Annotated in this window: 20 protein-coding genes; 9 read left to right on the forward strand and 11 right to left on the reverse strand. The window is 62.8% G+C overall.

All coding sequences use genetic code 11. The features are described from left to right. The first annotated feature begins 14 nt into the window (after positions 1–14). The 5 genes from ftsY (at position 15) to SADO_RS10755 (ending at position 5,313) form a co-directional block, all read left to right on the forward strand. On the forward strand, positions 15–977 hold the full coding sequence (gene ftsY / locus SADO_RS10735; protein WP_353111200.1) for a signal recognition particle-docking protein FtsY: 963 nt from the start codon (positions 15–17) through the stop codon (positions 975–977). A 22-nt stretch (positions 978–999) separates the two neighbouring features. Continuing rightward, positions 1,000–1,665, forward strand: coding sequence for a cell division ATP-binding protein FtsE (gene ftsE, locus SADO_RS10740; protein ID WP_353111201.1), 666 nt, complete (start codon positions 1,000–1,002; stop codon positions 1,663–1,665). A gap of 4 nt (positions 1,666–1,669) precedes the next feature. Continuing rightward, complete coding sequence (ftsX, locus tag SADO_RS10745) at positions 1,670–2,668, forward strand: permease-like cell division protein FtsX (protein WP_353111202.1); 999 nt, start codon at positions 1,670–1,672, stop codon at positions 2,666–2,668. 117 nt (positions 2,669–2,785) lie between these two features. Next, positions 2,786–3,661, forward strand: coding sequence for an RNA polymerase sigma factor RpoH (rpoH, locus tag SADO_RS10750; protein ID WP_353111203.1), 876 nt, complete (start codon positions 2,786–2,788; stop codon positions 3,659–3,661). 32 nt (positions 3,662–3,693) lie between these two features. Next, a complete protein-coding gene (locus tag SADO_RS10755) occupies positions 3,694–5,313 on the forward strand; it encodes an OpgD/OpgG family glucan biosynthesis protein (protein ID WP_353111204.1) in 1,620 nt (539 codons plus the stop codon). An 18-nt stretch (positions 5,314–5,331) separates the two neighbouring features. On the opposite strand, the gene SADO_RS10760 is transcribed toward SADO_RS10755, so the two are convergent. The 3 genes from SADO_RS10760 to SADO_RS10770 form a co-directional block, all read right to left on the reverse strand. Beyond that, the gene (locus SADO_RS10760) at positions 5,332–8,721 is read right to left on the reverse strand and encodes a mechanosensitive ion channel domain-containing protein (protein WP_353111205.1); all 3,390 of its coding nucleotides are present in this window, start codon (positions 8,719–8,721) and stop codon (positions 5,332–5,334) included. A 129-nt stretch (positions 8,722–8,850) separates the two neighbouring features. Beyond that, entirely contained in the window at positions 8,851–9,192 is a 342-nt protein-coding gene (locus SADO_RS10765; protein WP_353111206.1) for a hypothetical protein, read from the reverse strand. After that, positions 9,176–9,349: a hypothetical protein gene (locus SADO_RS10770; RefSeq protein WP_353111207.1), complete on the reverse strand. Its 174-nt coding sequence runs from the start codon at positions 9,347–9,349 to the stop codon at positions 9,176–9,178. Before SADO_RS10770 ends, SADO_RS10765 begins: the two co-directional genes overlap by 17 nt. Before the next feature lie 184 nt (positions 9,350–9,533). Between SADO_RS10770 and SADO_RS10775 the strand changes: the two genes are divergently transcribed. Beyond that, on the forward strand, positions 9,534–10,229 hold the full coding sequence (locus SADO_RS10775) for a TetR family transcriptional regulator (RefSeq protein WP_353111208.1): 696 nt from the start codon (positions 9,534–9,536) through the stop codon (positions 10,227–10,229). Between the two features lie 117 nt (positions 10,230–10,346). Here SADO_RS10775 and SADO_RS10780 read toward each other — a convergent pair whose 3' ends face one another. The 3 genes from SADO_RS10780 to SADO_RS10790 form a co-directional block, all read right to left on the reverse strand. Continuing rightward, on the reverse strand, positions 10,347–10,940 hold the full coding sequence (locus tag SADO_RS10780) for a DUF2059 domain-containing protein (protein ID WP_353111209.1): 594 nt from the start codon (positions 10,938–10,940) through the stop codon (positions 10,347–10,349). Continuing rightward, positions 10,909–12,660: an assimilatory sulfite reductase (NADPH) hemoprotein subunit gene (cysI, locus tag SADO_RS10785; protein ID WP_353111210.1), complete on the reverse strand. Its 1,752-nt coding sequence runs from the start codon at positions 12,658–12,660 to the stop codon at positions 10,909–10,911. Before cysI ends, SADO_RS10780 begins: the two co-directional genes overlap by 32 nt. A 70-nt stretch (positions 12,661–12,730) precedes the next feature. Continuing rightward, the gene (locus SADO_RS10790; protein ID WP_353111211.1) at positions 12,731–14,572 is read right to left on the reverse strand and encodes an assimilatory sulfite reductase (NADPH) flavoprotein subunit; all 1,842 of its coding nucleotides are present in this window, start codon (positions 14,570–14,572) and stop codon (positions 12,731–12,733) included. A 211-nt stretch (positions 14,573–14,783) separates the two neighbouring features. Between SADO_RS10790 and SADO_RS10795 the strand changes: the two genes are divergently transcribed. Beyond that, on the forward strand, positions 14,784–15,389 hold the full coding sequence (locus tag SADO_RS10795; protein WP_353111212.1) for a transglycosylase SLT domain-containing protein: 606 nt from the start codon (positions 14,784–14,786) through the stop codon (positions 15,387–15,389). Between the two features lie 48 nt (positions 15,390–15,437). Beyond that, the gene (locus SADO_RS10800; protein ID WP_353111213.1) at positions 15,438–15,779 is read left to right on the forward strand and encodes a YqcC family protein; all 342 of its coding nucleotides are present in this window, start codon (positions 15,438–15,440) and stop codon (positions 15,777–15,779) included. A gap of 8 nt (positions 15,780–15,787) precedes the next feature. Here SADO_RS10800 and cyoE read toward each other — a convergent pair whose 3' ends face one another. From cyoE to SADO_RS10820, 4 genes are read right to left on the reverse strand one after another with little or no spacing between them, the layout of a single operon-like run. Continuing rightward, positions 15,788–16,711, reverse strand: coding sequence for a heme o synthase (cyoE, locus tag SADO_RS10805; protein ID WP_353111214.1), 924 nt, complete (start codon positions 16,709–16,711; stop codon positions 15,788–15,790). Beyond that, positions 16,704–17,708: a COX15/CtaA family protein gene (locus SADO_RS10810; protein ID WP_353111215.1), complete on the reverse strand. Its 1,005-nt coding sequence runs from the start codon at positions 17,706–17,708 to the stop codon at positions 16,704–16,706. The genes cyoE and SADO_RS10810 overlap by 8 nt, the downstream gene beginning before the upstream one ends. Before the next feature lie 14 nt (positions 17,709–17,722). Further along, positions 17,723–18,298 carry an SCO family protein gene (locus tag SADO_RS10815; protein WP_353111216.1) on the reverse strand — a complete coding sequence of 192 codons (576 nt, stop codon included), beginning with the start codon at positions 18,296–18,298 and terminating at the stop codon, positions 17,723–17,725. Continuing rightward, positions 18,295–18,987: an SURF1 family protein gene (locus SADO_RS10820; RefSeq protein ID WP_353111815.1), complete on the reverse strand. Its 693-nt coding sequence runs from the start codon at positions 18,985–18,987 to the stop codon at positions 18,295–18,297. The genes SADO_RS10815 and SADO_RS10820 overlap by 4 nt, the downstream gene beginning before the upstream one ends. Before the next feature lie 48 nt (positions 18,988–19,035). Here SADO_RS10820 and SADO_RS10825 point away from each other — a divergent pair, with 48 nt between their 5' ends. Next, the gene (locus tag SADO_RS10825) at positions 19,036–19,242 is read left to right on the forward strand and encodes a twin transmembrane helix small protein (protein ID WP_353111217.1); all 207 of its coding nucleotides are present in this window, start codon (positions 19,036–19,038) and stop codon (positions 19,240–19,242) included. Between the two features lie 63 nt (positions 19,243–19,305). Here the strand turns inward: SADO_RS10825 and SADO_RS10830 are convergent, their stop codons facing one another. Further along, a complete protein-coding gene (locus tag SADO_RS10830) occupies positions 19,306–20,184 on the reverse strand; it encodes a cytochrome c oxidase subunit 3 (RefSeq protein ID WP_353111218.1) in 879 nt (292 codons plus the stop codon). Between the last annotated feature and the right edge of the window lie 258 nt (positions 20,185–20,442).

Genomic DNA, 20,442 nt, shown 5'->3' on the forward strand with positions numbered 1-20,442 from the left:
ACGACGCAGACTCAATGGCCAACGATCCGAAGCCGCGCAAGACCTCGAAACTCAAGCAACCCGGCTTTCTCACCCGCATGCGGGCGAGCCTCAACAAGGGCGACTCGTGGCTGACCTATGACCTGCGCAATCTCCTGCCCGGCGAAACTGTCGATCAGGACGCGCTGGACGAACTCGAGACCCAGTTGTTGCTGGCCGATGTCGGCGTCGATGCCACCGGCCAGGTGATGAACCGCCTCCAGACCCTCTATGACGGCGGCCGCCTGCGTACCGGCAAGGATCTCGGCAAATCGCTGCGCGAACATCTCGGTGCGATTCTGACCCCTTGCGAAGAACCCCTCGAGATTCCGGACCACACCCGCCCCTACGTGATCCTGATGGTGGGCGTGAACGGCGTCGGCAAGACCACCACCATCGGCAAGCTGGCGAAGAAACTCCAGGACGCCGGCCAGTCAGTCATGCTGGCTGCGGGCGATACCTTTCGCGCTGCCGCGGTGGAGCAGCTCCAAGGCTGGGGCGAACGCAACAACGTGCCGGTAGTCGCCCAGGGCAGCGGCTCGGATTCAGCCTCGGTGGTGTTCGATGCCTTCTCGCGCGCCAAGGCGCGCGGCATCGACGTACTCATTGCCGATACCGCCGGACGTCTGCATACCCAGGGCCATCTCATGGATGAGCTCAAGAAGATCAAGCGCGTACTCGGCAAGCAGGACGAATATGCGCCGCACGAAGTGATGCTCGTGGTGGATGCGACGACCGGCGGCAACGCGCTGCAGCAAGCCGTGGCCTTCAACGAGGCGGTCGGACTGACCGGTATCACCATCACCAAGCTCGACGGCACCGCCTCCGGCGGCATCGTGTTTGCCATCGCCAAGCGGCTCGGCCTGCCGCTGCGCTTCATCGGCGTGGGCGAAGCGGTCGAGGACCTGGGCGTTTTCGAGTCCGAACATTTCATGGACGCCCTGTTCGACCGCAAGTGAGCGCTCGCGCGAAATAAAGCCCATGACCGATATCGTCGCCTTCAAGAACGTGATCAAGCGCTACCCCGGTGGCAAGATCGCGCTGGACGGGGTATCCCTGCATCTGCGCCGCGGCGAGATGGCGTTTCTGACCGGCCATTCCGGCGCCGGCAAATCGACACTGATGAAGTTGATCGGGCTGATTGAACGCCCGACCCGCGGTCAGGTGATCATCAATGGCACCAACCTCGCCAACGTCAGGCGGCGCCAGATACCGCGCTATCGCCAGCGTCTGGGCCTGATATTCCAGAACTACAACCTGCTGTTCGACCGTACCGTGTTCGACAACGTGGCTCTGCCGCTGGTGATTCGCGGACTCGGCCATGCGGATATCGCACGCCGGGTTCGCGCCGCGCTCGATACGGTCGGCCTGCTCACCCACGAGCGCAAGTTCCCGGTCACGCTCTCCGGCGGCGAGCAGCAACGGGTGGGTATCGCTCGTGCGGTGGTCGACCGGCCCTATCTCATCCTGGCCGACGAGCCCACGGGCAATCTCGACCCGGCGCTATCAGCCGACATCATGCGTCTGTTCACGCGCCTGAACGAGGCCGGCACCAGCATCATGATCGCGACCCATGCCATCGATCTGGTCGAGCGACTCGGCTATCGCCGTATCGTGCTCGACCACGGCCATCTCGAGGACGGCTAAAGCCATGGCGCGCAACAGCCAACCCAAGAGCAAGCCAGCCGTGAACAGCGCCCGGGCACGGCGTATTGCGACCAGCACCCTGGCAGCACCGGCCCAGGGCTGGGCCAGTGCGCATGCGCGCTGCCTGCTCGAAAGCCTCGGCCGCCTGCATCGGCGCTGGCTGGCCAGCCTGTTGACGGCGATGGTCATCGGCATCGCGCTGGCGTTGCCGACCGGGCTGTATGTATTCATGAACAATCTCGATACGCTCTCCCAGAGCTGGCAACGCGCAGTCCAGGCATCGCTCTATTTATCGGATGATGTCGATAACGAACGCGGCCAGGCGCTGGCCGACACCATTGGTGCGCGCGATAATGTTGCCGAGACGCACTTCATCTCGGCCCAGGCCGGCCTCGAGCAGTTCCGCGAGTCATCCGGCTTCGGCGCGGCGCTGGATGCACTCGATGACAACCCGTTGCCGTCCGTGATCGTGGTCACACCGCGGCCCGACATGCCACGAGCCGGAGTCGGCGAACTGCTGGTCGATCTCGAATCGCAGAGCGGCGTGGAACGCGCCGAGCTCGATCAGGCCTGGCTGGCGCGCCTGTACGCCATCCTGTCGGTGATCGAGCGCTCGGCCTGGGTGATCGGGCTGCTGCTCTCTGCCGCCGTGCTGTTCATCGTCGGCAACACGATCCGCCTCGATATCGAGAACCGGCGCGAGGAAATCGAGGTGATGAAGCTGCTGGGCGCATCGGATGCCTTTATCCGGCGACCGTTCCTTTATAGCGGCTTCTGGTATGGCTTGATCGGCGCAGTACTCGGCCTGATTCTGCTCGGCATATGCTTTCTGGCCCTGGGCAAGCCGCTGGGGGAGTTGACGCGTTCTTACGACGGCGCCCTCGAACTGCACGGCCTGAGCTTCAAGGGCGTCATGACGGTTCTTGCCACCGGCGTGACGCTGGGTTGGGCCGGCTGTGTGCTGACCGTAAATCGCCGTCTGGCGGCTATCGAGCCACGATAGGCGGAACCTAAGAATAATACGGCTGTCATATCGCCAGCCCTATAATCAGTCGCTCATGAGCCGCGTATTTTTGTTAGAATGGTGGCAACTAGCAAAAGTCCAAAGGAGGCTTTGCACATGGCTAACGATATTTCTCTCTCACCGGCCAAGATGAATTTGCCGACGCTTGCCTCGGGCAGCATCGACTCGTATCTGCAGGCGGTGTCGAATATCCCGGTTCTCGACGTCGATGACGAGCAGAAGCTCGCGCGCCAACTGCGTGACGACGGCGATATCCAGGCCGCCCAGAAACTGATTCTGTCCAACCTGCGTTTCGTGGTGCATGTCGCGCGCGGCTATTCGGGCTACGGCCTGCCGCTGGCGGACCTGGTTCAGGAAGGCAACATCGGCCTAATGAAGGCCGTGAAGCGCTTCGACCCGGACGTCGGCGTGCGCCTGATCTCGTTCGCGGTGCATTGGATTCGTGCCGAGATCCACGAGTTCATCCTGCGCAACTGGCGCATCGTCAAGGTCGCCACGACCAAGGCGCAGCGCAAGCTGTTCTTCAACCTGCGCAGCTCCAAGAAGCGCCTGGGCTGGATGAACAACAAGGAAGTCGAGACCGTCGCCAGCGATCTGGGCGTCAAGCCCGAGACCGTGTTGCAGATGGAGCGTCGCCTGTCGGGTGGCGATACGTCCTATAACTCGCTGCCGGGCGCGTCGGATGAAGACAGCTACGCTCCGGAGGATTATCTGTCCGCCGAAGACGGCTACGATCCGGCTTCCGACATCGAGAACGGCGACTGGCAGACCTATCAGCACGCGAATCTGTCGCGCGCGATGACCAGCCTGGATGATCGCAGCCGCGATATCCTCCAGAGCCGCTGGTTGCGCGAGGACGGCAAGATCGGCCTGCAGGAGCTCGGCGACAAGTACAGTGTCTCGGCCGAGCGCATCCGCCAGCTCGAGGTCGCCGCGATCAAGAAGCTGCGTGGCGCCATGGTGCCTGCCTAAACCGTATTCTGACGGCCTCCGGGCCAATTTATATGGAAACAGACCTCGGTAGACGACGCCTGCTAGTGTCCGCGACGGCACTTGCAGGCGTTTCTGCATTTTCCCCCCTGAAAGCCCTCGCCCAAGCCAAGCGCCCCGGCGACGGCGAGCCCTTCAGTTTCGATGCGTTGGTCGCACACGCGCGCAGCCTCGCGCAGAAGCCCTTCAGTGCGCCCCCGAAACGCTACGAAGAACTGCTCAACGATCTCGGCTATGAAGCCTTCATGGGCGTTCATACCCGCGAGGACGCCGCGCTCTGGGCGGACGACGACACGCCAGTGACGGTGGAGTTCTTCCATCTCGACCAGAACGCACGCGACCCGATCGATATCCATGTCGTGGAGGACGGACGTAGCCGTCGTCTCGCTTACGACGCGGATATGTTTCGCTACGAGGATCCCGAGCTGGGGGATCGGCTGCCGGACGACCTCGGTTTCTCCGGCTTCCGCCTCGTTGATCGCAGCGGCGAGGAATTGGAATGGCTGGCCTTCAAGGGCGCAAGTTATTTCCGTAGCCCGGGCGGCCTGAACCAGTACGGCCTCTCTGCACGCGGCGTATCAATCGATACCGGCTACGGCGAGGACGAGGCCTTCCCCCGCTTCTCCGCCTACTGGCTTGTGAAGCCGGCACCGGGCGACGAGGTCATCACCATCTGTGCCCTGCTCGAGGGCGAGCACGTGACCGGCGCCTACCGCATGCACGTAAGCCGGCCGGGCAACGTGATCATGGATATCGAATCCCGCCTGTTCCAGCGCGATGCTGTCCAGCGCCTGGGCATCGCGCCGCTGACTAGCATGTTCTGGTTTTCCGAAACCAACGCACGCCGCGGCGTGGACTGGCGCCCGGAAATCCACGATAGCGATGGCCTGGCGATGGCCACTGGACATGGCGAGCGCATCTGGCGTGCGTTGAGCAACCCGCCGCGCGTGCAGTACAGCGCCTTCCAGGACGAGAATCCGCAGGGCTTTGGGCTGCTCCAGCGCGATCGCGCCTTCGACCATTATCAGGATCCGGAAGTCGGTTTCGAGGATCGCCCCAGCCTGTGGGTCGAGCCCAAAGGCGATTGGGGCGCCGGCCATGTCGGCCTGCTCGAGCTGCCGACCGATGAAGAGGTCTACGACAACATCAACGCCTTCTGGGTCCCGCAGGACAAGGCCACGGCCGGGCACGAATGGCAGTTCGACTATCGCCTGCACTGGTGTGGCGACGAACCCTACCCACCCGGCCTGGCCCAGGTGGTTTCCACCCGTACGGGCCGTGCCGGCGGGCCGGGCACCTACAAGGATCAATCGGTTCTCGCGCGCAAATTCGTCATCGACTTTGCCGGCGACACGCTCGACCGGCTAACCGAAGACGCAGAGCCCGAACCGGTGGTCACCGCCACTCATGGCCGCATCGGCAACCCGTACGTTCAGCACGTCGAGGACACGGGGCGCTGGCGGGTAATTTTCGACTGGAAAGGCGAACTGCCGCCCGACGATACGCCGGTCGAGCTGCGCGCACGGCTTGGGCACAACGACCGTGTGCTCACCGAAACCTGGATGTACGCCTACTATCCGCAGGCGCTGCCACGGCGCCTGTCCGATAACGACGACGCGACCGGCGCCAGCTAAAGCCGACCCTGCCGCGCGCTAGCGCGTCGGCGTCGTCTCGGGCGACCCACCGGTATCGCCACCACCGCCCTGCCCCGATTCACGTTTCGCGCCGAGCACGTCGCCGAACGAGTCGTCGATCGAACGCAGGTGCAGATCCTGCTGCGGGAACGAGACCACCACGTCATTGGCCATGAACGCGGCATGCATGCGCTTGTAGATGGCATGCTGCAGCGGCAGCAGATTGTAGAGGTCGTGATAGAAGATGCGCGCTTCGTAAATCAGCGCGCTGTCGTCATAACCCACGAAGAACACGGTCGGCGCCGGATTCTCGAGCGCGACCGGCTCGTCCCGAATCACGTCCATGATCAGCTTCTCGGCGAGTTCGGTATCGGTATCCAGCGCCAGATGCACACGGATGATCAGGCGTGTGATGTCGTCGGTGAGCGTCCAGTTGATCACCGTTTCGGTAATGAACGTCTTGTTCGGAATCACCACTTCCTTGTTATCCCAGTCGGTGACCGTGGTCGCGCGAATACGGATACGCGAGACCGTTCCGGTGAGCGTGCCGACCGTGACCGTATCGCCCACCCGGACCGGGCGTTCGAACAGGATCACGATGCCGGAGACGAAATTGGCAAAGATCTCCTGCAAACCGAAACCCAGGCCCACGCCCACCGCAGCGACCAGCCACTGGATCGACGACCAGCGAAAGCCAATCAGTGCGACGGCGCCCAGCAGACCGATGATCACGATCGCATACTGAAACAGGGTCGCCATCGCATAGCGACTGCCGGCGTCCATGGAAAAACGCCGCAGCACGGTGATCTCGAGAAAGCCGGGCAGATTGCGTCCCGCCAGCGCCGTTACCACGCCAAGCGCGAGCGCCAGCAACAAGGCCCCGAGGGTGACTCTCGTGAGCTGGGATTTGCCGTCGACCTCGGTGGCGTATTGCCAGAGGGTGACGTTATCGAGCAGCTGCAGCGCCGGCAGCGTGTCGGACCAGATGACCCACAGCACGGCGACCGTGATCAGTGCGATCACCACCTTGATCAGACCGCGGGTCTGTTCGCTGATCTGCAGCAGATCGATCTCGAGCGTATCCAGATTCTCCGGCGTGCTCTCGCCGGCTGCAGCGGCCGCATCGCGGGTTGCACGTGCCTCGCGGGCCTCCTCACGTTTCTGCAGCGCGCGGGTCAGCGCCAGACGGCGTTCGGCTACCGTCAGCCAGCGCACTATGAGCGCATAGAGCACGAAGCAGCCGCCGAGCAGGCCGGCAGAATAGAAGAATCGGCTCTGGAGCTGCAGCGCCGTGTAGTAGTAACCCCAGCCGGCCAGGCCGAACAGCAGCAGCGGCACGCCCACCGCGATAGGCAGCCAGAGATAGCCCAGCCGCCAGTGCGATTCTTCCTCGGCGTTGATCACCCCGGCCAATTCGCCGCGCACTGGATGCAGTAGCCGCCACGAGAAATAGGCAATGATCAGTGAGCCCAGCATGAACGCGCCGCGGCCAATGGTTTCGCGCTTGGCGTCGTCGTCAAAGGCTTCGGTAAAGGTGACCAGAATGGTCGGCACGATCAACATGGCCAGCAACCAGCGCAACATGCGATGGAGGCCGTGGCGGGCCTCGTCACTCCACAGGAAATGGCTGTGCGCCAGACCGAATTTGCGACAGACCTGGGCAAATGGCTCCAGGAAAAGCGCGAGGATCGCCAGCTGCACGAACACCGACGACACGGCCTGTGTGAACGCACCGGATTCGTCGGGCGCTCGAACCACATAACCGGCAAGCAACAATACGGCCACGATCGGTATGAACAGCAATACCGTGATCAGTGCCGCACGCACGGTCAGCCAGGCGGTATCGCGCCGCACGTTGCCCACGGGCTCAGCCAGCATACGCAGGCGATGGCGCAGCGGCCGGCGTACGCCAAGCAGGCCGGCTATGAACACCAGGACCACGGACGCGACGATCGGTCGCGCCTGCGCCCCCACCGCAATCTCTGAAAACGCGCGCCGCCACGCCTGGGGATCGAAGGCCCAGGGTAGATCCTGAATGGTTCGCGGAAACCAGTCGAGCTGCATCAGGCTGAAGGACGGCAGCCAGAAAAGGCGCTCGTCTAGCAGACGATTGAAGGAATCGACGGTTTCCTCGTAGCGCTGCGACAGACCCCGCAGATCCCGCCCGATCTCGATGAACCGTCCCTCGGCGTCGATCAGCAGATCGAGAATATCGCGGCGTTGCTCGAGCAACGCGCGCAGCGAGTCGATCTGACCAGCCTGGAGTGCCGGCTCGCCTTCGGTGATCTCGGCTACGCGACGAGAGATATCCTCGAGTTCCACGCGCTGTTGCTGGAGTTGAAAACGCATCAACTCGGCCGAAGCGATCTCGGGGTCCGAGCCGCCGGGCTCGCCACGGGCCTCGAATATACTGGGCTTGGCCAGTTCGCGGCGCTGGGCACGCAACACGTCGCCCAGTGCTACGGAGGAGCCACCGATCTCGAGCTGGCGCTGCACCAGATTCAGGCGGCGCTGAATATCCTCGACGCGCTTACGCTGGCGTACCTGCCGGGTCGCCAGCGTTTCGCTCTCTTCGGTGGTCTCGGTGAGCTGATTGGCCAGCTCGACGTTTTTCTGGGCCGTGGACGCAATCGGCTCGACGGCCGTGCGCAGCTCGCTCAGTTTCGCCTGGCTGGCCGTGCGCAACTCGATGGCGGTTTCGTTCTGGCGGTCGCCGAGCGCCAACTGGAGCGCAGCCAGCAGCTCGGTGTCGTGGGCAAGCTGCGCCTCAGCGAGTGCGCGCCGGGCCTCGAGTTCGCGCTGGCGTGGATCCTGGCTGCTGAGTTCCTGTTGCAGTGTTTCGATCTGCGCGGTCAACGCCTCACGGCGTGCCGCCTTCTGCACCCGTTGTGCCTCGGCAAGCAGGCTGGACTGCCCATCGCCTGCGTCGGCGCCCGTATCGAGCATCTGCAACGCGGCGCGCGTGTCGGCGAGTTCATCGCGCGCGGCATCCGGGCGCTGGGCGAGCCGGGTCAGCTGATCGCGCAGATCGGCCAGGTTGGCCTGACTGTCGGCTAGTCGTGAGCTGGTGGCGTCCACGCGTGCCGACAAAGTGCCCCCGGAGGTGTCCGTCAGCGACTCCTGTGAAGGCGGCCTTTCGATCTGCTGCAGCTCTGCCTTGAGCTCGCGTATCCGCGTCGGGGCATCGGCCGCCCTTTCGCGCAGTTCCCTGGTGCGCTCACGCGCGTTACGCGCCGCCTCGAGCGAAGCGATCGATTGCTGGTAAGTATTGCGGACGCGGTCACGAACCGCGGACTCGACATCGTCACGGGCGCCAAGCGCCTCCACCCGTCCCCGCAGATCGCCGATCTGATCGTCGATCTCGCCATCGGCAAACTGGGCTTGCGCGGTTGCGGCGATCACAAGCATCAGCCCGGCGACTATCCAGGCCCTGCTTGAACGTATGAAACCCGCTACCGCCATTCGGCCCCCACACTGGATAACGCCGCGACTATTCGCCGCGCGATTCTACCCGCTCGTGCAGGGTGACGGCGAACGTCAGTCGCCGTCGCTCGAGTCGCCGCGCTTGTCGATCGAGCGGCGCGCACGGGCATCGTCGATGATCTCGAACACATCCGTGCCGAATTCGCCGATCTCGCGGTTCACGCCGCGCACTACGTCGTAGATGCTCGCGTCGTGCTCCGATGGCGCTGTGTCAGACGGGTCCGGGTCGGCAGCGGCGTTGCCATCTGTACTACGGTTCGTCTCGGAGCCACGCAGCTTGCGCGCCTGGACGCCCACATAGCCACTGATCAGGCGATGAACGTTCTCGACACGCGAAGCAGCCGAGTCGAGAGTCGACTCGGCCGAGTCCTTGAGTGTTTCAAGCAGCTTCAGCATAGACAGGCGCATCCGTGGATGTCTCAGACGTCAGCGTATTGCCTTTGCGACGATGCGGCAACGACATGCGCAGGATGCGCTTGACCACGCCACCGAACTGCTTGGCAAGCGCGCCGACAAAAGAACTACCGAGAAATTTCTTCACGACAGGCTTCATCGCCGCTTCCTCATGAAAGTGAACACGTGTACACTTTAGAGGTGCCGAAATACCCAAGTCAACACTTGTTCACAAGGAAATTCGGCAACGCGCCTGCGGCCCGTCACGCAAAGATTGATCAATCCACGTATTTTCATCCGGCGTACAAGCGGCTAAGGTCGCTTTCCATGTCAGCACCCCTTATATGTCCGCACACTCCCCGCCCGTGAACAGCAGCGAAGACAAGGCGTCATCGCGCCGCCGCCGGGGTGCACCACGCCGCGGAGAAGCCCGCGAGGCCCTGATGCAGGCGGCGCTGGAACTGGTCGCGAGCGAGGCGAACTTCTCCGCGATATCGCTGCGACGCATCGCGCGCCAGGCCGGGGTGGTGCCGACCGCGTTCTATCGCCATTTCGAGGATCTGGACGCGCTGGGTCTGACTCTGATCGAGGATACCTTTCGCTCGCTGCGCCAGATCTTGAGCGATGCCTCGCTATCCGCGCTGCCGCTCAAGGGCCTGGTGCGCTACTCGGTGGAACTGTTCGCCCATTACGTGCGCGATAACCGACTGCTGTTCCAGTTCGTCGTCAAGGAGCGCTTCTCCGGCACGGTGGCCATGCGCGAGGCGATCCATAACGAGATCCTGCTCGTGACCAATGCGCTGGCGGCCGACCTCGCCCGTTTCGACGAGTTCTCGCATATCTCGCAGGACGACCTGCGCACCATCTCGGATCTGGTGGTCAACACCGTGATTACGCTGTCCGAGCGTATTCTGGACGTGGACCCGGACAACGCCGAGGACGACGCCCTGATGCTGCGCGCCGAGAAGCAGCTGCGCCTGATCTTCATGGGTGTGGGGCGCTGGGAAAGCCGCCCCGCTGACACCGATACGACGGCATAGGTCAAGGCACAAGGCTCACCGGCGACGAATGCCGGCGCCACGCTCGAGCCAACCGCCGAAAACCGGTGCCCTCACGACGACGGCAGCGCGTGGCCGGCAGGCTACAGAAACTGCACGCTAATTCGTCGTGTTCAGCCGTGACTGCACGCGGTCCATGATCTCGGGCACGAGCGAAAGGCCCCATTCACGGCCCAACGCCAGCGACTCGGTCAGCAGTTCCGGCGACACCCGCACGAGCTTCTGGCCGACGGGCGACTGGTAGAACTCGACCAGCTGGTTGAGTTCGAAGATGTTGAAATGCTTCTCGTAGACTGGATAGAGCACTGAATACAGTGCGTCGCCCGATTCAATGCGTTCGCGGATGACCGATGTCGCTTCCTGGCGAATCACGCGCATGGTCTGCGGGTCGAGATCGGGTCGGAAAAGCGCGACGGCATTCGCCACGCGGTCGATGAACTGGCGCGAGAAGATCGCTTCCAGTTGCTCGGCGTCGGTGAGGCCGATCAGCTCACGGATCACGTCGTCCTTGCGGGCGGCGTTCGCGGTGGTCTGCTGAGTCGGGGCCGCGCCCTGCCCGGCGGCGGGCGGCGCGGTCTGGGCCTGACCGATCAGGGGCCAAGCGAGCATTGCCAATGCAAGCAGCGCGAGGCCAAGCCCCGCGCTGCGTAGAACCGGATAATCAGGCTGCTTCGGGCGAACCGACGTTTTCATGGAAGAATCGTCCTTCGGTGGTTTCGGCAATGATACCGGCCCGAATGACGAAATCACCGAACGGTTCGCCTTCATTACGCTCGGCGCCGTACTGCTCGATGATCGGGGTCAGCTCGGCCAGGATTTCCTCCTCGCCGATGTTCTCGCGATAGAGTTTGTTCAGGCGCTCGCCGTTGTAGCCTGCGCCGAGATACAGGTTGTACTTGCCCGGCGCCTTGCCGACAAAACCGATCTCGCCCAGGAACGGCCGCGCGCAGCCATTCGGGCAACCCGTCATGCGGATGACGATCGGCTGATCCTTGATGCCGGCATCGGTGACGATCTTCTCGATCTTGGTCACCAGCTCTGGCAAGTAGCGCTCGGACTCGGCCATTGCCAGACCGCAGGTCGGGAAGGCCACGCAGGCCATGGCGGAATGGCGCAGCGTCGAGTGCTTGTCGCCGTCGTCGAGGCCGTAGTGTTCGACCAGTTCCTCAACCTTGGCCTTGTCCTCGGGTTTGACGTTGGCAACGATCACGTTGTGGTTGCCGGTCAGCCGGAATTCGCCGGTATGGATCTTGGCGAGCTCGCGCAGGCCGGTCATCAGCTTGAGGCCGGCCGGGCCGTGGTACTGGCCGTAGTGGGCGTTGCCGTTATCGTCGAAATCGGCAATACGGCCGTTCTCGATGAACAGGGTCAGGTGCCAGTTGCCATTGTCGCCCTCGACCCAGCCTAGCGGATCGCCGTTGCGTTCGAAATTATATTCGCGCGCGGGCTTGAGCTTGATGCCCGCCCGTTCCTCGAGCTGTTCGTGAATCCAGCCCAGGCCGTGGTCGTCGATCGTGTACTTGAAGCGCGCATGCTTGCGGTTCGAGCGATCACCGTGGTCACGCTGGATCTTGACCAGTTCCTCGACCGCCTCGAGCGTGTTTTCGGGCGTGGCGAAGCCGATCACGGAAGCAAGGCGCGGATAGGTCGCCTCGTCGCCATGGGTCGAACCCATCCCGCCACCGATGGCGATATTGAAGCCGACCAGCTTGTCGTCTTCGACAATGGCGATGAGGCCGATATCGTTGGCGAACATGTCGACATCGTTTTCCGGCGGAATCGCGATCGCGATCTTGAACTTGCGCGGCAGATAGGTCTTGCCGTAGATCGGTTCGTGGTCCTCGCCCTGCGGCTTCTGCTGCAGAAAGATCTCTTCGTAGGCGCGGGATTTCCAGGCCAGATGCTCGGAGATCTTGATCGACCAATCGTGCACCTCGCGATGCAGGGCCGACAGGTCCGGGTTGGCTGTCGCCATCACGTTGCGGTTGACGTCACCACAGGCGCCACGCGCATCGACGCCGACCTGATAGGCGTCCTGCAACAATGGGCGCAGGTGCTTCTTGAGCACGCCGTGGTACTGGAAGGTCTGGCGCGTGGTCAGCCTCAGCGTGCCGTTTGCGTACCGATGCGCCAGCTCGTCGATCTTGAGCCACTGCTCACCGGTTACCACGCCGGCCGGTAGCCGCAGGCGCAGCATGAACTGAAAATGCGGCTCCAACTTGGAGTGCTTGCGCTCGGAGCGCAGATCGCGATCGTCCTGCTGGTAAAAGCCGTAGAACTTGGTCAGCTGGGTGTCGTCCTCGGCGATCGAACCCGTCAGTTCATCGGCCAGCCCGTCGGCAATGGTGCCGCGCAGGTAGTTGCTGGCGATCTTGATGTGTTCGACCGGGGAAAGTTCTTTGTCGTCGCTCATGGCTCTGGCTCGAAATCGTTGTTTCAGCGGCTCGCGCTGTCTATGGAGATGGCGTTAAAACGCGCTGCGATCAATAGACGTCGCGCTGGTAGCGCTTTTCCTTCTGCAGGTTCTTGAGATAGCCGGCAGCGCCCTCGGCATCGAGGTTGGCGTGTTCGCCGATCAGCTCTAGCAGCGCTTCATGCACGTCGTGGGCCATGGCATTGGCATCGCCACAGACATATACGGTCGCGCCGCGCTCGATCCAATCGAACAGCTCCTTGCCGGCGGCCCGGATCTTGTCCTGTACGTAGACCTTTTCTTCCTGGTCGCGCGAGAAGGCGACGTCCATGCGCGTGAGCAGCCCGTCCTTGCGCCAGCGCAGCCAGTCCGTCTGGTAATAGAAGTCGGTCAGAAAGTGCTGGGCGCCGAAGAACAGCCAGTTATCACCGCTCGCTTCGCGCTCCTCGCGCTCCTCGAGAAAGGCACGGAACGGGGCCACGCCGGTGCCAGGGCCAACCATGATGATCGGCGCATCGTCGTTCTCGGGCAGCTTGAAGTTCTTGTTGTGGTCGATATAGATCGGCAGCTGGGCGTCTTCGCTGCGATCGGACAGGTGGATCGAAGCCACGCCGTGGCGCGGACGTCCAGCGCTCTCGTAGCGCACGGCCGCAACGGTGAGATGAATCTCGTCGGGATTGGCGGCATGGCTGGAGGCGATCGAATACAGCCGCGGCGGCAGCTTGCGCAGCAGGCGCACGAAGTCCTGACCGGTGATGCCTTCGATCGGGTAATCCTCGACCACGTCGATGATGAAACGCCCGTGCATGTAGTCGGCCAGCGCTTCACGCTGATCTTCGGACAACAGCTTGTCGAGTGCCTCGTTCTGGGCCTGCACCGCATACTTTTCGATCAGCGGGCGCGTGAGCGTGGTGATCTCGTACTGGTGGGCCAACGCGTGCTGGAGCGTCACCTCGCCGTCGATACCGGTCACTTTCTCTTCCGGCGATAGACCCAACGCGGCAATCAGCTCCTCGACCACGGCCGGATCGTTCTCCGGGATGATCCCCAGCGAATCGCCCGGCTCCCATACCAGCCCGGATTCCTCGGTATCCATCTCAATATGATGGACTTCCTTGTCAGAGCCGCGGCCGTTGAGTACGACGTTTTCGAGCACCTCGGCCTGGTAGGGGTTCTTGCGCGAATACGTTTCGGCGGCAGGCGCAGCGGCCCCGCCTGCAGTGGGCATGGCGGTGACGGTCGGATGCGGCTGATCGCCGCCCCCGAGCTCTTCCTTGTACTTGTCGACTACGGTTTCAATCCAGGCTTCGGCGGCCTCGTCGAAATCCACGTCGAGATCGACACGGTCGGTCAGGCGCTTGCCGCCGAGTTTTTCCAGCTGCGCGTCGAAATCCTTGCCGGTCTGGCAGAAGTGTTCGTAGCTGGTGTCACCGAAGGCGAGCACCGAGAACTTCAGGCCGTCGAGCTTGGGCGCTTTCTTGCCGAAGATGAAGGCGTGCAGCTCCTCGGCATTGTCCGGCGGATCGCCCTCGCCGTGCGTGGACACGCAGACAATGACGTTCTTTTCCTTTTTCAGGTCCTTCGGCTTGTAATCGAGCATGTCGTGCGTGCTGGCATTCAAGCCGGCCGCCTCGGCGCGCTCGCGCAGGCTCTCGGCGATATCTTCGGCGTTGCCAGTCTGCGAACCAAAAAGAATGGTCAGCGGCTCGCTGGCCTCGCTCTGCGTCGCAGGCGCGGCGGCCTGTGCCGGCGCGGCGACTTCACCGGATGCCGTCGAGGCATTGATGCCCGACAGATAACCGCTGATCCACGTCACCTGCATCGGAGTGAGTGTTTCAATCAGCGCCGTGAGCTGCTGCGCCTGCTGCGCGTTCAGCGGGCTGGTATGTTCTTGAATTGGGGTCGCCTTCATCAACAATCCGCAAGTGGTGGGTTCGCCAGACCGTCGGCCTGCGACGGCGCAGAGTATCGGGCGATTACCTGCATGAAAACGTCTGTTTTTTTCTTTTCTTATAACTTTTTAACATATCTCAGCGGATATGGAGGCGACGTAACTCGGTGCCCGGGCGGCGCATTATAACCTGCACGGGCGCTGCGGTCTCAGCCTCTGCTACGCTTTACCCATGCATCGTCTCGTCCTGCTTGTATTCGCAGCCGTTTTGAGCGGCTGCGCCACGGCGCCGCCGCGCGCCACGGCCAATGTCTGCGATATCTTCTACGAAAAGGACGGCTGGTTCGATGCCGCCGATGCGGCCTACGACCGCTGGGGCGCGCCCATCCACGTACAGATGGCCATCATCTATCAGGAATCGCGCTTTGTCGGTGACGCCCGACCGCCGCGCAAGCGCCTGCTCTGGTTCATTCCCTGGACCCACATCACCTCGGCCTACGGGTACACCCAGGCACTCGACGGCACCTGGGACTGGTACAAGCGCGACAGCGGCAATGGCTGGGCGGATCGCGACGATTTCGATGATGCGACCGATTTCGTCGGGTGGTACATGGCCAAGAGCACCGCGATGCTCGGCATTTCAAAATGGGATGCCTATAGCCAGTATCTTGCCTACCATGAAGGCCAGACGGGCTTTAAACGCGGGACCTACAAACGCAAGGCCTGGCTGCGCAATACCGCGGGCAAGGTGAACGCGCGCGCCGGTCGCTATGCGACTCAGCTGCAAGGGTGTCGTGTGGATCTCGAAAACCCGAGCCCGTGGTGGTGGCCATTCTAGCCGTTGCCGGCCCCACCCCTGACTTTCGACCAACATAGACCATCGATCATGCCGCCAACGATTCCTCAGGTCCACGCCCTAGCCGATCAGATGCTTGCGATCGAACGGGCAATGCGCGACGCCGAGTTCTGGCACGACGAGGTGCCCTCGCCGGCCGCAATGGCCAGCCGCACGCCGTTCTGCGCGGACACGCTGAAATTCAGCGAATGGCTGCAGTTCGTGTTTATCCCGAAGATGCGTGCACTGATCGAGGACAACGCCGCCCTGCCCGGCGCCAGCGCAATCGCGCCGCTGGCCGAGGAAGCACTGGAGGAGCGTGCCGGCAAGCAGGCATTGGTCGACGAACTGCGTCGTTTCGACCGTCTGATCACCGGCAACGAATCAGCCTGAGGCGGGCTTCAGACGCCGAACACCACCGGCACGTAGTGGTCGACCAGCAGCGCGGTAAATAGCGCCATCAAATAGAGAATCGAATAGCCAAAGGTGCGCATGGCCAGGCCCTGCTTGGGCGCGTACTTCAGGCGGATCGCGTAGATCAGGAACCAGCCCGACAGCCCCACGGCGCTGAGCAGGTACAGCGGCCCGCTCATGCCGGTCACGAACGGCAACAGCGACACGATGAACAGCAGCACCGTATAGAGCAGCACCTGGGTGCGGGTGTATTCCAGCCCGTGGGTGACCGGCAGCATCGGGATATCGACTTCAGCATATTCCCGGTGCCGCTCGATCGCCAGCGCCCAGAAATGCGGCGGCGTCCAGATGAAGATAATCAGGAACAGGATCAGCGCATGGGCATCCACGGTACCAGTGACCGCGGCCCAGCCAAGCACCGGCGGCGCGGCACCGGCGGCCCCGCCGATGACGATATTCTGCGGTGTCGCGCGCTTGAGATAGACGGTATAGACGCCGGCATAGCCCACGAGCGTGACTAGCGTGAGCCAGGCGGTCAGCGGATTGACGAGCCACAAGAGCACGGCCATGCCTGCGAGCCCGATGGCCGCGGCGAAGCGCGCCGATTGCGCCATATCGAGATGGCCGGTCACCAGCGGACGCTTGCGCGTTCGCGCCATGCGCCCATCGGCCTTTCGATCGAGCATCTGATTCACAGCGGCCGCCGAGGCGGCCATCAGCCCGATGCCCAGCGTACCGAACAGCAGCGCATCGATCGGCACCATGCCAGGAGTGGCCAGAAACATGCCGACCATGGCCGTAAACACGATCAGCAGCACCACACGCGGTTTGCACAGCTCGTAGTAATCCGTCAGACGCTGCGACAGCGTCGGATGGTCGAGCGTAGCGCTCGAGCCGTGCCCGCTAGACATGATCGCGCGCTCTCCAGACTGCGTGATTGATCGCCATAAGCGTCAATAATAACAGGGCCGCACCGCCATTGTGGGCGACCGCCACGGCCAGCGGCAGGTGAAACACCACCACGGAGATGCCGATCGATACCTGCAGGCCCAGTGCGGCGACCAAAGTCATCGCCAGCCCGCGCCAGCGGCTATCCACCCGTGCCTGACGCCACAGCATCGCAGCAAGCGCCAGCAGCACGAGCGTTATGGCTACAGCCCCGAGCCGATGGACCCAGTGAATGGTCGCGCGCGGGATGCTGTCGAGGATGCCGTATTCGTAGTTGATGCCCAACCCGTGCCAGAGCGTGAACGCGGCACTGAAATCGGTCGGCGGCCACCAGTAGGTCTGGCAGGTCGGAAAATCCGGACAGGCCATGGCCGCATAGTTCGTCGACGTCCACGCGCCCAGAAATATCTGACCGATAAGCAACACGAGTGCGGCGCCCGCGGACATTCGAAGACCGGCTCGCCTTACCGTGCGATAGCCGCTGAACAGCGCCCCCTCTCGGAACAGACACCAGCCCAGAAGCGCGAACGTCGCCATCCCCCCCAGCAGGTGGGCGGTAACGATCAATGGTTTGAGCAACAGCGTGACTGTCCACATCCCCAGCAATGCCTGGAATATCACCAGCACCACCAGCACCCAGGGCAGCACACGCTGCTGGTCCGGGCTGCTACTGCCTTTGAGCGACACCAGCGCCATCGCAAGGATGAGCAGGCCCAGACCACCCGCGGCATAGCGGTGGATCATTTCCTTCCATGCTTTGGGGGCTTCTACCGGCCGGTGCGCGAAACGTTCGTTGGCCACGGCCACATCGGCTTCCGCGGTGGGTACATCCAGATGCCCATAGCAACCCGGCCAGTCCGGGCAGCCCAGGCCGGCATCCGACAGGCGCACGAACGCGCCGAGCGTGATCACCACAAAGGCCAGGCAGATCGTCAGCAGGTTGAGTTGAAAGCGCGACACGGTGAAAACCTCGACTAGCCTATATGCGAGAGCTTGAGCAGGTGCTTGATGTCCTTGAACAGCGCCCCGCCATCGCCGCCGGGCGGATAATAGAGCATCCAGTTACCCAACGGATCGATCAGATAGATCGTGCCCGGCACGAGCGCATCTTGGCTTTCGAAAGCGCTCGTGAGCTCGGCAAGCGGTGCACGAAAAGCCGTGAGGTCCGGCTGGCGTTCGATCTCGGGATGCGACTGCTCGATATCGGTCACCAGCACGCGCTGTACGCGCGCGGCACGCCGATGTAGTAACGCACGGATCTGGCGGGTCTTTTCCAGACTCTCGATACAGGCCTCGCCGCAGCCCCGCGGCGCCACCTGGAGAATCGTCCATTTCTGCTCAAACAATGCGCCGCTCTGGCGGGTCTCGCCGTCGGCGCTGGTAAGGACCACGTCGGGCAGACGCATCGCCGGATCGACGAGTTCGCCGCCGTTCGTGCCGGCCGCACCATAGGACAGCCCGTAGTAGAGCAGATAGGCCAGCGCGAGCGGCCCCACGAAAATCATGAACACACCCAGCAGCTTTAGGCGGGCGCGGGTCTGTGTCTTCATCGAATTCGCCTGATGTTGATGACGATAAAAATCACGGCGACTGCCGCCGCCATGGCAAACCACTGCAATGCATAGCCGTAATGCCGGACGGGCGGCATGCGAACGAGTTGGCGGTTCCAGTCGCGAACGAAACCGCGCGTGTCGGACGGGTCGAGCAAAAGCAATCCGTCCACTACCGCCCCGGTGTATTGACAATCCAACTGCTCGACCGCCGGATAGTTCAGCACCCGCGGCCAGCCGCTGACCTGGCACGCCGCACTATCACCCAGGCGCATGCCCGGCTCAGGCAAGTCCCGCCACAGTCCCGTCATGGTGACCTGAGTATCGGGCGCGGCCGGGTTCGGCGGCTCGGCACGACCTTTCGGCCCCAGCGGCACCCATCCGCGGTCGACGAGCACTCGTCGACCGTCTGACAGCACCACCGGCGTCCATACGCGATAACCGATGCGCTCGTCGTGGACCTGATTATCGAAAAGAATCTGCTGCGCCGCATCCATGCGTCCGCTCACCGTGTAACGATGACCATAGGCTGGCGCCGCACCATCACGGTTGGCCAGAGCCGCAGAGAAGTCGACAGGATCGCTTTTGCTCGCCGCCTGGCGCTGCGCTAGCATCTCCTGCTTGCTCTCGCCCCGCTCGACCTGCCACACGCCAAGAGTGGCCAGCAGGCCGAGACTTACGAGCAGCACCAATACACCCCACAAAGGGGGCGCGAAGCGATAGCGCCCTATGCGCATATGGTAAAGATTTTCATCGTCGTGTTTCTGATCGCCATTGTCGCGGCCCTCGGGGCGGGGCTGGTATTTCTCGTACGCGATACCGGCGACACGCGACGCACGGTGCAGGCATTGACCTGGCGAATCAGCCTGTCGCTACTGTTGATCGCCCTGCTGGTGATCGGCTATCTCACCGGTATCGTGCAGCCGCACAATCTCGGCCAGTAGTACGGCGGACTGCAAAGGCCGCGACTCAGGCGACAAGGCCGGGCCTGCGCCCGGCCATCGGCGTCAAAGAATGTAGACGAAGATGAACAGGCCGAGCCAGACCACGTCCACGAAATGCCAGTACCAGGCGACGGCTTCGAAACCGAAGTGATCATGTGAACTGAAGTGACCCTTCAGGCAGCGCAGCAGGATGATGATCAGCATCAGCGTGCCGAGCGTCACATGCATGCCGTGGAAGCCGGTAAGCATGAAGAAGGTCGAGCCGTAGATACCCGAGCCAAGCGTCAGGCCCAGATGCTGGTAGGCCTCGATGTACTCCTCGACCTGGTAATACAGGAAGATCACACCCAGCGTCGCGGTGGCGGCGAGACTGAGACAGAGCTTCCAGCGGTTGTCTTCCTTCAGGCCCCAATGGGCCCAGGTGATCGTCACGGATGACGTCAGCAACAAGAGCGTATTGATCAGCGGCAGATGCCAGGCGTTGACCGTTTCGAAGTCGCCGCCGATATTGCCCGGGCCGTTGGTTGGCCAGGCGCCCTCGTACTGCGGCCACAGATAGACGTTGGTGAAGAACTTCTCGCCCTCGCCGTTCAGCCAGGGCATGGCGATCATGCGGGTATAGAACAGCGCGCCGAAGAAGGCGGCAAAGAACATGATTTCCGAGAAGATGAACCAGCTCATCGCCCAGCGGTAGGTCATGTCCTCCTGCGGGCCGTACACACCACCCCGGTTCTCGTGCACGACGTCACGGAACCAGATGAACACCATCACCAGCACCATGGCCAGCCCTAGCGCCGACAGATACGGCGAAATGGTCGTATCGCCATTGAGCCAGAAGGCGCCGCCGCCCAGCGTCAGGAACAGTGCAACCGTGAGCATGAACGGCCACGGCGACGGTTCCGGTACGTAATACTTGTGGTGTTCGCTGGTATGCGTGGCCATAACACTCGTTCCTTGCTTTTACTTTCGCTGCTTCACGCCCGCTATTGCGGGTGGTCCGGCGAACCGGGCGTATCGCACGCCCCTGTATCTGTCCCATTCGGTATCGACCGCCACGCCTCGGGACGTGGCGACTACCGGCCTGACTACCTGGCCGCCATCTCGAAGAAGAAGGCGACGTAGACGCCGACCGCTATACCCGCGAGGGCGAGCGCCAGCAGCGCGTTCTTTCGTTTCGGCGACATCTGAAAGTACGCTCCA

This window comes from Salinisphaera dokdonensis CL-ES53, from assembly GCF_040361215.1.
GTDB classification, from domain to species: Bacteria; Pseudomonadota; Gammaproteobacteria; order Nevskiales; family Salinisphaeraceae; genus Salinisphaera; species Salinisphaera dokdonensis.